10 protein-coding genes and 1 tRNA gene are annotated in these 10347 nt (G+C 73.4%); 5 read left to right on the forward strand and 6 right to left on the reverse strand.

Annotated features, from left to right (window positions below; genetic code table 11):
• Nucleotides 1–69: 69 nt before the first annotated feature.
• On the reverse strand, nt 70–1236 hold the full coding sequence (locus ACLU3S_RS32910; protein WP_413955645.1) for a phytanoyl-CoA dioxygenase family protein: 1167 nt from the start codon (nt 1234–1236) through the stop codon (nt 70–72).
• Between the two features lie 119 nt (nt 1237–1355).
• Here ACLU3S_RS32910 and ACLU3S_RS32915 point away from each other — a divergent pair, with 119 nt between their 5' ends.
• A complete protein-coding gene (locus ACLU3S_RS32915; protein WP_413955646.1) occupies nt 1356–2378 on the forward strand; it encodes a LacI family DNA-binding transcriptional regulator in 1023 nt (340 codons plus the stop codon).
• Here ACLU3S_RS32915 and ACLU3S_RS32920 read toward each other — a convergent pair.
• Nucleotides 2368–3519, reverse strand: a complete 1152-nt coding sequence (locus ACLU3S_RS32920; protein WP_413955647.1) for a Gfo/Idh/MocA family protein — start codon at nt 3517–3519, stop codon at nt 2368–2370. The genes ACLU3S_RS32915 and ACLU3S_RS32920 overlap by 11 nt on opposite strands.
• A gap of 121 nt (nt 3520–3640) precedes the next feature.
• Here ACLU3S_RS32920 and ACLU3S_RS32925 point away from each other — a divergent pair, with 121 nt between their 5' ends.
• Nucleotides 3641–4645 carry a LacI family DNA-binding transcriptional regulator gene (locus tag ACLU3S_RS32925; RefSeq protein ID WP_413955648.1) on the forward strand — a complete coding sequence of 335 codons (1005 nt, stop codon included), beginning with the start codon at nt 3641–3643 and terminating at the stop codon, nt 4643–4645.
• On the opposite strand, the gene ACLU3S_RS32930 is transcribed toward ACLU3S_RS32925, so the two are convergent.
• The gene (locus ACLU3S_RS32930; RefSeq protein ID WP_413955649.1) at nt 4635–4979 is read right to left on the reverse strand and encodes a cupin domain-containing protein; all 345 of its coding nucleotides are present in this window, start codon (nt 4977–4979) and stop codon (nt 4635–4637) included. The two genes, ACLU3S_RS32925 and ACLU3S_RS32930, sit on opposite strands and share 11 nt — an antisense overlap.
• 63 nt (nt 4980–5042) lie before the next feature.
• Between ACLU3S_RS32930 and ACLU3S_RS32935 the strand changes: the two genes are divergently transcribed.
• Entirely contained in the window at nt 5043–5234 is a 192-nt protein-coding gene (locus ACLU3S_RS32935; RefSeq protein WP_413955650.1) for a hypothetical protein, read from the forward strand.
• Between the two features lie 15 nt (nt 5235–5249).
• Here the strand turns inward: ACLU3S_RS32935 and ACLU3S_RS32940 are convergent, their stop codons facing one another.
• Nucleotides 5250–5828 carry a TetR/AcrR family transcriptional regulator gene (locus tag ACLU3S_RS32940; RefSeq protein WP_413955651.1) on the reverse strand — a complete coding sequence of 193 codons (579 nt, stop codon included), beginning with the start codon at nt 5826–5828 and terminating at the stop codon, nt 5250–5252.
• 171 nt (nt 5829–5999) lie between these two features.
• Between ACLU3S_RS32940 and ACLU3S_RS32945 the strand changes: the two genes are divergently transcribed.
• Entirely contained in the window at nt 6000–7427 is a 1428-nt protein-coding gene (locus tag ACLU3S_RS32945; protein ID WP_413955652.1) for an MFS transporter, read from the forward strand.
• A 44-nt stretch (nt 7428–7471) separates the two neighbouring features.
• Nucleotides 7472–7548 (forward strand) — tRNA-Pro (locus ACLU3S_RS32950).
• A 28-nt stretch (nt 7549–7576) separates the two neighbouring features.
• On the opposite strand, the gene ACLU3S_RS32955 is transcribed toward ACLU3S_RS32950, so the two are convergent.
• Together ACLU3S_RS32955 and ACLU3S_RS32960 are read right to left on the reverse strand one after the other, a co-directional pair.
• Entirely contained in the window at nt 7577–8938 is a 1362-nt protein-coding gene (locus tag ACLU3S_RS32955) for an MASE1 domain-containing protein (RefSeq protein WP_413955653.1), read from the reverse strand.
• Between the two features lie 90 nt (nt 8939–9028).
• The gene (locus tag ACLU3S_RS32960; protein ID WP_413955654.1) at nt 9029–10312 is read right to left on the reverse strand and encodes a PP2C family protein-serine/threonine phosphatase; all 1284 of its coding nucleotides are present in this window, start codon (nt 10310–10312) and stop codon (nt 9029–9031) included.
• Between the last annotated feature and the right edge of the window lie 35 nt (nt 10313–10347).

A 10347-nucleotide genomic window follows, 5' to 3' on the forward strand; every position in this document is an offset into this window, starting at 1 on the left:
GCCGCCGTTGACGAGCACCACCTTGTCCCGCAGCAGTCCGTCGTGAAGTCCCATGCCGTCTTCGCCCTTTCAGCTCTCGCTTCGCTCGGCCGCGGCCCGCAGAAGCGCGCGCAGCCGTCCCGGCGCCCACCCCTCGCGCACCGCCCGCCGCACCAGATCCGCCTGTGACGGCGGGGCCAGGCCCTCGACCGGCGGATCGCTGTCGAGGCTCGTGGGGAAGGGGTAGCCGTCGGCGCTCGCGGCGATCACGTGCTCCAGCCACTCCTGTGCCGCGCCCTCGGCCTTGCGCGCGAGCAGGACCGGGAAGACGGCGTTCACCACCGCCTCGCGGTCGACGGTCTCCATCGCGCGCCCGAACGCGGACGACACCTGCAGCAGGTTGGCCGTCCGCCGCACGTCCGCCGTCCGGTTGGTGCCGGCGGCGTGGAACAGCGCGGGGTTGAAGAAGGCCGCGTCGCCCTTGGCCAGCGGCAGCTGCACATGGTGGGCCTCGAAGTACGCCTGGAACTCTGGCAGCCGCCAGGCGAGGTAGCCCGGCTCGTACGACTGCGAGTACGGCAGGTAGCGCGTCGGACCCGACTCCACCGGCATGTCGCAGTGGGCGACCGCGCCCTGCAGCGTGAGCGCGGGGGAGAGGCGGTGCACGTGCGCCGGATAGGCGGCCGCTGCCGCGTTGCTCAGGAAGCCCAGGTGGTAGTCCCGGTGCGCGGTCTGGCCGGCGCCGCCCGGATTGACCACGTTGACCTGCGAGGTGACCTGGTAGCCGGGGCCCAGCCAGGCCGTGGAGACGAGGGCCAGCACATCGTTGGCGTAGTAGTCGGCGAACGCCTCCGCGTCGTACCGGGCCGTCTTCTCCAGCGCGTTCCACACCCGGTCGTTGGCGCCCGGCCGGGCGAAGTGGTCCCCCGCCGCGGCGCCGGAGGCCCGCTGCCGCTCGATCAGCGCCTCGAACACGGCCGTGACCCGGTCGACGATCGCAGGGTCGGGAAAGGCGCCGCGGACGACCACGATCCCGGGACCGTCGGCGAGCGCCCGCACGAGCTCGGCGCGCAGCTCGTTCCGGTGACCGGCCGCGCGCAGCCGCTCGCCCTCGTACACCGGCACGTTGTCCCGCACCGTCGCCGCGTGCGGGAAGTCGGCGCGGTCCGTCGCCCGGTCGGTCAGGGCGCGCAGGGCGTCGAGGTCGCAGTCCTGCTCGGACAGCCAGGGCCGGCGGGACGGGGAGCTGACGGACATCGGTGTCCTTCTTTCGGTCACAGAAGCGACGCGGCCCTGCCATTCTTGTCAGTACAAACCCGTCGAACAACCAGCAGGCAGCCATCAAAAACCCCTCAACCGCTTCGAGGAGCCGGTCCATGGGCCACCCCTTTCCGATCCGGGAGATCGCACGTCAGGCAGGGCTGAGCGAGGCCACCGTGGACCGGGTGCTGAACGGCAGGGGAGGGGTGCGGGAGAGCACCGCGCAGGAGGTGCGCCGGGCCATCGCCGACCTCGACCGGCAGCGCACCCAGGTCCGACTGGTCGGCCGCACCTTCATGGTCGACATCGTGGCGCAGGCGCCCGAGCGGTTCACCACCGCGGTGCGTGCAGCCCTGGAGGCGGAACTGCCCGGGCTGCACCCGGCGGTGGTCCGCTCCCGCTTCCACTTCCGCGAGACCGGTCCGGTGCGGGAGCAGGTCAGAACGCTGGACCGGATCGCCCGGCGCGGCTCGCAGGGCGTGATCCTCAAGGCGCCGGACGTCCCCGAGGTGACCGCGGCCGTCGGCCGGCTCACCGCCGCCGGGATACCGGTCGTCACGCTCGTCACCGACCTGCCCGCGAGCGGCCGGCTCGCCTACGTCGGCATCGACAACCGGGCCGCCGGCGCCACCGCCGCCTATCTGACGGGCCAGTGGCTCGGCGACCGCCCCGGCAACGTCCTCACCAGCCTCAGCAGCGGCTTCTTCCGCAACGAGGAGGAGCGCGAGATGGGCTTTCGCAGCGTGATGCGGGCCCGGCACCCGCAGCGGACCCTGGTGGAGATCGCCGAGGGGCAGGGCCTGGACGCCACCCAGTACGACCTGGTGCGGGCCGCCCTGGAACGCGACCCGGAGATCCGGGCCGTCTACTCCATCGGCGGCGGCAACAACGCCACCCTGAAGGCCTTCGCGGACCTCGGCCGCGACTGCGCGGTGTTCGTCGCCCACGACCTGGACCACGACAACACGCGGCTGCTGCGGGACCACCGGCTGTCCGCCGTCCTCCACCACGACCTGCGGCAGGACCTGCGCGAGGCCTGCCACGAGGTGATGCGCTTCCACGGCGCGCTGCCGCCCGCGGGACCCCGGCTGCCGTCCGCGATCCAGGTGGTCACGCCCTACAACATGCCTACAGGCTGACCCAGTTGCCGCTCGCGGCCGACTCTGCCATCGCGTCGAGCACCACCGCGCTGTGCACCGCGTCGGCGAGCGTGGTGCCGTGCGGGGTGCCCTCGGCGACGGAGCGCACGAACCGGCAGGCCTCGATCACCTTCAGGTCGTCGTAGCCCATGGCGTTGGCCGCGGCCGGCTGGAACGCGGCGAACTCCCCGGCGCCCGGGCCGACGTACACGGTGCTGACCGGCTGGTCCTGGTAGGTCGTGCCCCGGCTGACGGCGAGTTCGTTCATCCTCCGGAAGTCCCAGAATACCGCCCCCTTGGTGCCGTGCACCTCGAAGCCGTAGTTGTTCTGCTCGCCGACCGAGACCCGGCAGGCCTCCAGCACGCCGCGGGCGCCGGAGGCGAAGCGCAGCAGGCAGCTGACGTAGTCCTCGTTCTCGACCGGGCCGGGAGCGCCGCCGGAGGCGAGGGCGTGCCCGGCGGTGGCGCCCAGGGGGCGGGCGCGCTCGGGGACGAAGATCGCGGTGTCGGCGGTGAGCGAGGCGATGTCGCCCAGCAGGAAGCGGGCCAGGTCGGCGCCGTGCGAGGCCAGGTCGCCGAGCACCCCGCTGCCGCCGCGCTCCCGCTCGTACCGCCAGGTCAGGGCGCCGTCCGGATGGGCCGCGTAGTCGCTGAACAGGCGGATGCGGACGTGCGTGACCGCGCCGAGCTCGCCGGAGGCGATCAGGTCGCGGGCCGCCTCGACGGCGGGCGCGTTGCGGTAGTTGAAGCCGACCGCGCCCTGCACCGCGGCCCTGGCGACCGCGTCCGCGACCGCGCGGGCGTCCCCGGCGGTCAGGCCCACCGGCTTCTCGATCCAGATGTGCTTGCCGGCCTCGGCCATCGCCACCCCGATCTCCCGGTGCAGGAAGTTCGGCGCGGTGATGCTGACGGCCCGCACCCGTGGATCGGCGGCGACCTCGCGCCAGTCGCGTGTGGCGGAGGCGAACCCGAACCGCTCGGCGGCCTCCTCGGCCCGGCCCGGCACCTCCTCGGCGACCGCGACCAGCCGTGGCCGCAGGGGGAGGTGCGGATAGTGGTGCGGAAGACGGGCGTACGCCTGGGTGTGCACCCGGCCCATCCAGCCGAACCCGACGACGGCGACCCCCAGCTCTTCCACCATGACAGCCTCTCCGTGCTGCGACTTGGACCGGTCCATCCCCGGTCCCCGCCACCTTTGTGCGGACATGGCGAGTGTGTCAACCCTTTGACAGCGCGGCACGCCCCATGGAGCGGTCCATGCCATGAGACCGCCGACGATCCGCGACGTGGCCGAACGGGCCGGGGTGTCGAAGTCGCTGGTCTCGCTGGTGTTGCGCGGCTCCGGCCCGGTGCGCCCCGAGAAGCGGGAGGCCGTGCTGCGGGCCGTGCGCGAGCTGGGCTACCGGCCCAACGCGGCCGCCCGCAGCCTGAGCGAACAGCGCACCCGCACGGTCGGCGTCCTCCTGGACGACCTGCGCAACCCGTGGTTCGTGGACCTGCTCGACGGCCTCAACTCCCCGCTGCACGGGGCCGGTCTGCGGATGCTGCTCGCCGACGCCCGGCTGAACCGGCGCATGGGCCACGACCTCGCCGAACCCTTCGTGGACCTCGGCGTCGACGGGCTGGTGGTGGTCGGCACGGTCCCGGACGCGGGCGCGCTCGGCGCGCTCGCCCGGCGGATGGCGGTGGTGGTGGCGGGGGCCCGCGAGCCCCAGCCGGACCGGGTGGACGTCGTCGCCGGGGACGACGAGCGCGGGGCGCGGCTCGTCACCGAGCACCTGCTCGGGCTCGGTCACCGCCGCATCGCGCACCTCGCGGGCCACGGCGCCGTCGGCGAGCTGCGCCGGCGGGGCTTCGAGGCGGCGATGCGGGCGCACGGCGCCGAACCCCTGGTCGAGCCCGGCGACCTGACCGAGGAGGGCGGCTACCGCGGGACCGTGCGCCTGCTCAGCCGCCCCGAGCGGCCCACGGCGCTCTTCGCGGTCAACGACATGGCCTCGGTGGGCGCCCTCTCGGCTGCCGGGGAGCTGGGTCTGCGGGTGCCGCGCGACCTGTCGGTGGCCGGCTACGACAACACCAGCATCTCCCGGCTGCGGCACGTCTGGCTGACCACCGTCGACACCGCCCCGCACGAGGTCGGCCGGCGCGCCGCCCGCTGCCTGCTGGACCGCTTCGAGCGGCCGGCGGCCGAGGGGCGCGTGCACCTGGCCGCACCGATGCTGGAGATCCGGGGTACGACGGCGCCGCCGCCCGGGCTCACAGGCTGATCGCGTAGGCCTTGCGCAGCGTCTCGTGCACGGTCCACGTCGTACGGTCGCCCGCGCGCAGCACCGCCATGTCGCCGGGGCCGACCCGCAGCGTCGGGCCGTTTTCCACCTCGATCGTCGCCGAGCCGCTGATCACCACGAACAGCTCGTCCGCCTCGGTGTCGGTGACCACGCCCGGCGTGATCTGCCAGATCCCGCGGATCTGCCGGCCGTCGTCCGACTCCCAGACCACCTTTCCGGTGACCTCCGGGTTCCCGGAGACGATCTGCTCCGGGTCGAGGGGCTCGGGTTCGAGGCCGGCGTCGGGGATGTGGAGCGCGAAGCTGTGCGTCATGGGGCGACCCTAGCCAGGGCGGCTCCCCGGCCGGCGTCGACAGTGTGTGCGGCAACGGCCCTGGTGGCAGGACACTTCGTCGGGTCGCGCGCACTGGCACACCCGGCGTTCGCCCTCAACAGCGCGATCCTCTTCGGGCACGGGCTGGTCACCGCCCGCTGGTCGGGGCGCCGGTGCCCGGCCGCCGTCCTCATGGGACCGGGAGGCGTGCTGCTGGGGCTGCTCGTGGTGGTGGCGAACGCGCTGATCAAGTAGGCGGAGGCGGGTGGGTCAGCGGCCGGTGCGCACCCCGTCCAGCGCGATCGCCAGGACCCGGTCGCGCTGGGCGTCGTCCTCGAACGCCGTCGCCGTGACCCCCGCGACCAGCCGCAGCAGATCGCCGAAGTCCATGTCCGCGCGCGCCACGCCCGCCTTCTGCGCCCGCTCCAGCAACGGGCCGCCCGCGCCGTACATGGACTCCCGGCAGGCCTGGAAGATCTCCGACTCGTCGTTCAGGGCCTCGCGCACCGCGCGCTTGGTGACCATGTATCCGGCGAACCGGTCGAGCCACGTTGTCAGCGCCTCCCACGGCTCCCGGTCCGCCACGTCCACCGCCGCCCGGCACAGGGCGTTCACCTCGTCCGCGTAGACGCTCTCGAACAGATCGCGGCGGGTGGGGAAGTTGCGGTACAGCGTGCCGATGCCGACGCCCGCGCGGCGGGCGATGTCCTCCAGGGAGGCCTCCGCGCCGTGCTCGGCGAACGCCTCGCGGGCGGCGTCGAGCAGGGCGTCGAAGTTGCGGGCGGCGTCCTTGCGGTGCGGCCGGCGGGCCGCCACGATCTCGCCGGCGGGGAACGGCGTGGCCGTCACTGCTGCCTCCAGGGTCGGGAACGGGTTGAAGCGGAGGAATCCCTCCGCTACAGTGGAGGGGTACCTCCACTTTAGCAGTGCGGGAGCGGCTCCGCCCTGGGCAGACGTGCCCGGCGATGCGCCGCCCGCCTCCACCCACGCACACCTGCTCCCCTTCGGAGAGGCTTCTTCATGCCCCGCAAGTCCTCGCGCCTCACGTTCGCGGTCCTCGCGACCGGTGCGGGCGTGTTCTCGATGCTGCAGTCGCTGATCGCGCCGGCCCTGCCGACCGTCCAGCACGCGCTGCACACCTCCCAGTCCACCGCGACCTGGGTGATGACGGCCTACCTGCTGTCCGCCTCGGTCTTCACCCCGATCCTCGGCCGCGTCGGCGACCTCGTCGGAAAGAAGCGCACCCTCGTCGCCGTCCTGCTCGCCGTCCTCGCGGGCTGTCTCACCGCCGCGCTGGCTCCCGGCATCGGCGTGCTCATCATCGCCCGGATCGTGCAGGGCGTGGGCGGCGCCCTCTTCCCGCTGTCCTTCGGCATCATCCGGGACGAGTTCGCCGCGGGGGAGGTCAGCGGGAGCATCAGCAACCTCTCCGCGGTGATCGCCGCCGGCGGCGGGGTCGGCATCGTGGCCGCCGGGCCGATCGTCTCCGCGCTCGACTATCACTGGCTGTTCTGGATCCCGGTCGCCGTCGTCGCCGCGACCACCCTGATCGCCGTGCGCTACGTCCCCGAGTCGCCCAAGCGGGCCGAGGGACGCGTCAGTTGGGCGGGTGCGGCGCTGCTCTCCGCCTGGCTGGTGGCCCTGCTGCTCCCGCTGAGCCAGGCCGGCCAGTGGGGCTGGGGCTCGCCCAGGGTGCTCGGCCTGTTCGCCGCCGCCGTCGTGCTGTTCGCCCTGTGGCTGGCGGCCGAGTCCCGCTCCCGCAACGCGCTGATCGACCTGCGCGTGATGCGCCTGCCCGCGGTGTGGACGACCAACGCGGCCGCGCTGCTCTTCGGCGCGGGCATGTACGCGATCTGGTCCTTCCTGCCCGCCTTCGTGCAGACGCCGTCCGCGGCCGGCTACGGCTTCGGCGCGAGCGTCACCGCCTCCGGCCTGCTCATGCTGCCGATGCTGCTGGCGATGTTCCTCTCCGGTGTCCTCTCGGGCCGCCTGGAGCCCCGCGTCGGCGCCAAGGCGCTGCTCACCACAGGGGCCGCCCTCGGGGCGCTGGCCTGCGGCTTCCTCACCCTCTGGCACGGCGACCAGTGGCAGATCGCCGTCGTCGCGGGCCTGTTCGGGCTGGGCATCGGGCTGGCCTTCGCCTCGATGGCCAACCTCGTCGTGGGCAGCGTGCCGCCCGAGCAGACCGGCGCCGCGACCGGCATGAACGCCAACATCCGCACCATCGGCGGCTCCATCGGCGCCGCGCTCACCAGCGTCCTGGTCACCGGCCGGCTCCAGGCCTCGGGGCTGCCGTACGCCTCCGGCTACACCCACGGATGGGCCCTGCTCACCGTCCTGTGCCTGGGCGCGGTCGGCGCCGCCCTGCTCGTCCCGGTCCGCCGCCCCGCCCGCGTCGTGGACGCCGCCCCGGCCCAGGCGGCACCGGCACCCGCCCGAGTGCGGTAGGGTTGACCTGCGTGATCACGCGAAGTATTCGCGTGAGACCGCAGCGGGACGTGGCGCAGCTTGGTAGCGCACTTGACTGGGGGTCAAGGGGTCGCAGGTTCAAATCCTGTCGTCCCGACCAGCCTCGGGGCCGGTCGCAGGCCGTCTTCTCACGGACGAGGAGACGGCCTTTGCCGTTGCCGGCCCCTCTCCCGCTCGGGGACACCGGTCGTGCGATCGCCCTGTCCGCCGGGTTCCTCCCGCGCGTGTCCCCTGCCGGCAACTCCCGTGGTCTCACTCTCGATGCCGGGGAGTCCCGCGGTCCTGTCCGTGGTGTCGGGGAACCGTGCCGTCCGGTGCTCCCTGTCGGGCGGTTCCGTGGCCTTCTCAGGGGTTTCGGGGAACCCGGTCGTCCGGCGTTCCCCGCCGGGGAACCCCGTCGCGTCGCCCGGCCCGCCGGCGGCTGCGGCCGGTGCCGCCTCTTCCCCGGGGAACCCTGTCCCACCGCTCGGTCCGGCGGGCCGGCCCCCCAGGCCGCTCACCCCGTCCGGGAACCTCTCCGTCCCCTCCTCCCCGTGGGGGAGCCGGGCGCCGGTGGTGATCCTGGTCGCCATCGCGGCGAGTTGCCCGCAGGTCCGCACGATCTCCCGCTGGATCTCGTTCCGCTCGCTGACGACCGCCGTGACCAGCAGTGCGGTGAGCGCGGCGGAGCCGTTGAACGCCTGCAGGGCGATCATGTCGGTGAGCAGGTCGTGACTGGCGAACGGGCCCCTCTGCCGGGCGGCGGTCGTGATCGCGAAGGTCGACACGGCCAGCGCGCAGGGCGCGGCCCCGGCCAGCTGGAACCGGAAGGCGGCCCAGACCAGCACGGGGAACCCCAGGAACAGCATCGGCGTGTCACTGGTCTCGACGAAACCGACGCCGGCGGTCGCTGCGAGGAGCAGCAGTGCCTCCACCCACCGCAGCGGCGGCGCGTTCCTCGGTAGGTGCAGCGAGCGGAGGACGAGCAGGACCGGCGTGACCACCAGGACGCCCATCGCGTCACCGGTCCACCAGACGGACCAGGTCGGCCCGTAGCCGCCCGCGTCCAGTGCGCCGGCGAGGAGCAGGGCGGTGCTGCCCGTCGTCGCGCTGACGAGCATCCCGGTGAACGCACCGAGAAAGATCAGCGCGAGCGCGTCCCGCAGACGGCTCAGCTCGTTGCGGAACCCGGTCCGGCGGAGCAGGAGGTACGAGCACACGGGAGCGAGGGTGTTCCCGGCCGTGATCGCGAGCACGGCCGGGAGCGTCGGCCCCAGCGAGAGGTTGACCAGGAACGCGCCGAGCGCGATGGCGGGCCAGACCCGCGGACCGCGCAGCAGCAGGGCGGCCACCGCGATGCCGCTCGGCGGCCACAGCGGCGTGACCTGGCCGCGCACCAGTTGCTGGAGCAGCCCCGCCTTGGCCGCACCGTAATACAGCCCGGCGATGACACAGAGCTCCAGGGCGGCCGAGCCGCCACGCCGGAGCTCTTCATATCGCGAGCCAGCCATCGGGCGACCTCCGCGTCGACACCGCCCCAGGGCCCATCATCCGCCGGATGCCCCGCATCCTCCACGCGGCGCGTGCCGGGGGTCCGGGCGTCAGCCACGCGGGGTGCGCACGGCGAGGATGGCCATGTCGTCGTGCCCGTCGCTGGGGTGGTGATCGGCCAGTTCCCGCACGAACTCGGGCAGGGGCAGGAAGGCGTGTTCGCTGGCGAGTGAGGCGAGCTGCTGCAGGCTCTCGTCGATGGAGTGGCGAGGATGCTCGACCAGCCCGTCCGTGAAGAACACCACGGTCGCGCCCGGGGGCAGCCGGCGGCAGTGGTCGGGCCGGGGCTGCTCGGGATCGACGCCGAGCGGCAGTCCGGGCTCGGCGAGCAGATAGCGTGCCTGGCGGTCGAGGGTGACGACCAGGGGCGGGACGTGGCCCGCGGTGCTCCAGCAGAGCCGCCACTCGGATCCCTCCGGTTCGATGCGGGCCAGCGTGGTGGTCGTGACGGGGTTGTTCGTGATGGCCTCCAGGGCGTGGTCGAGCAGGGCGAGGACCCTGCCGGGCGGATTGCTCTGGTCGAACAGCAGAGCGCGCAGCATGTTGCGGGTGGAGGCCATGGCGGCGGCGGCCTTCAGGTCGTGGCCGACCACGTCACCGATGACGACGGCCACGACGCCGTCGGACAGCGGAATGGCGTCGTACCAGTCCCCGCCGAGCTGACTGGGCTCCGCGGCGGGCCGGTAGATGGCGGCGGCGCTGAACGGCCGCAGGTCGGGCAGGGTGGGCAGCAGAAGCCGCTGGAACTGCTCGGCGCCCATACGAATCCGCTCGAACAGGCGGACGTTCTCGATCGCGATCCCGGCGGCACCGGCCAGGGCGACGACGACGTCCTCGTCGTGCCGGTCGAAGGGCTGTCCGTCGAGCCGCTCCGAGAGATAGAGGTCGCCGTAGATCTCACCGCGCACGCTGATGGCGACGCCGAGCAGGCTGCGCATCTGCGGGTGGCCGGGCGGGAAACCGGTGGAGGCCGGATGGGCCGGGATGTCGTCGATCCGCAGCGGGTCGGGGTAGCGGATCAGGTGGCCGAGGACGCCCAGACCACGGGGCAGGCCGGACTCGGCCAGGGCCAGGCGTTCCCCCTCGGACAGGCCGGCCGTGATGAACTGCTCCAGGCGCTTTCCCGACTCGTCGAGCACGCCCAGGGCCCCGTAGCGGGCGCCGACCAGATCCATGGCGGTGGTCACGATGCGGTGCAGCACCGCGGGCAGCTCCACCTCCCGGCTGATGGCCACCACCGCGTCCAGCAGGCCCTGCAGCCGGTCCATGGAGGCCAGCAGGGAGCGCAACTGCTCGTCGATCCGGCCCAGCTCCGAGCGCAGGCGCAGGTGCAGGTCGGCCGCGCGCGGCTGCCTCGCCCGCCGCCCTC

This window comes from Streptomyces sp. AF1A, assembly GCF_047340315.1.
Lineage (GTDB): Bacteria > Actinomycetota > Actinomycetes > Streptomycetales > Streptomycetaceae > Streptomyces.

Coding starts and splice junctions, on each gene's coding strand:
- ACLU3S_RS32910 (WP_413955645.1), bottom strand. CDS start 1,236: ATGTCCGTCAGCTCCCCGTCCCGCCGGCCCTGGCTGTCCGAGCAGGAC.
- ACLU3S_RS32915 (WP_413955646.1), top strand. CDS start 1,356: ATGGGCCACCCCTTTCCGATCCGGGAGATCGCACGTCAGGCAGGGCTG.
- ACLU3S_RS32920 (WP_413955647.1), bottom strand. CDS start 3,519: ATGGTGGAAGAGCTGGGGGTCGCCGTCGTCGGGTTCGGCTGGATGGGC.
- ACLU3S_RS32925 (WP_413955648.1), top strand. CDS start 3,641: ATGAGACCGCCGACGATCCGCGACGTGGCCGAACGGGCCGGGGTGTCG.
- ACLU3S_RS32930 (WP_413955649.1), bottom strand. CDS start 4,979: ATGACGCACAGCTTCGCGCTCCACATCCCCGACGCCGGCCTCGAACCC.
- ACLU3S_RS32945 (WP_413955652.1), top strand. CDS start 6,000: ATGCCCCGCAAGTCCTCGCGCCTCACGTTCGCGGTCCTCGCGACCGGT.
- ACLU3S_RS32955 (WP_413955653.1), bottom strand. CDS start 8,938: ATGGCTGGCTCGCGATATGAAGAGCTCCGGCGTGGCGGCTCGGCCGCC.